Source organism: Acidovorax cavernicola (genome assembly GCF_003581445.1).
This window is the reverse complement of record NZ_QXMN01000267.1, coordinates 1-911: the sequence shown is the minus strand read 5'-3', so window position 1 is coordinate 911 and position 911 is coordinate 1. Positions and strand designations below refer to the sequence as shown.

The 911-nt window shown below is 68.6% G+C and carries 1 protein-coding gene; it reads right to left on the bottom strand.

Annotated features, from left to right (window positions below; translation table 11 throughout):
* On the bottom strand, positions 1 to 608 hold a 608-nt coding region (gene flgA, locus D3H34_RS33055; protein WP_119558901.1), incomplete at its 3' end, for a flagellar basal body P-ring formation chaperone FlgA.
* Positions 609 to 911: the final 303 nt, after the last annotated feature.

Sequence of the window (911 nt, the reverse complement as noted above, 5' to 3'; positions counted from 1 at the left end):
TTGTCCGGCGCGCCCATGGCGAACAACTGGGGCGGGCGCAGCATGTTCTGGCGCAGCGCCTGGCCGGCCTGCAGATGGCGCGCAGCCTCTGAACCCAGCCAGTCGGGCTGGTTCGCGACCACGGGCGAATCCATTTCGGCCCAGTCGACTTCGGCGACCGACGCATCGCCGGCCGTCAAGGCATCGCCCAGGCGGACATTGTTGTTGAGCACCCAGGCCGGACCGAACGCCTGCACCGTGACCGGCAGGAACACGTTCCAGGCGCGCGCGCCCTGCAGGCAGCGCAAGCCGATGCGGGTGCGGCCCCACAGGCGCGTGCCCGCGGGCAGATAGGGCTCGACCTTGGCGCAGGCCGCGAGCTGCAGGCGCGTGTCCAGCTTGCCGATCTTCACCTGCAGGCGCAGCGGCAGCTGCGGGCCCGCGTCGCTGCGCAGCGCGGCATCGGCCCAGCGCTGCGACAGCGCCTCGAGTTCGGCATGGGTCTGGGCCTGCGCCTGGAACGGGGCGCCAGCGAGCCACAGGCCCAGGCCGGCCAGCACGGCGCCGGCCAGGCCACGCAGGCGCGTTGCGGCGGGAGCGGGTGCGGCCAGAGGCCGGGGGCTGGGCATCAAGTGGAACTCCTCAATTCGGGGGCTGCTGGACGGCGACGCACAAGCGCATAGCCGACAGCATGGCCTGGTCCAGACTTTAGTGCGTTTGCCATGACCGCAAAGCACGAAACTGCGCAGCAATCCATGCGTTCTTCACGCTTTAGAAAAACGGGGCGATTTCCATAATCAAGGCCTGTCGCGGTGCGTCCCTGCATTGCGCCTTCCTGACTCCGCCGCGGCGGGGCCACTTTTTTCCCGAAGCCACAAGCGCGAGGCCCACATGCTCGACAAAATGACCAGCCGCCTGGATTTCCATAGCAC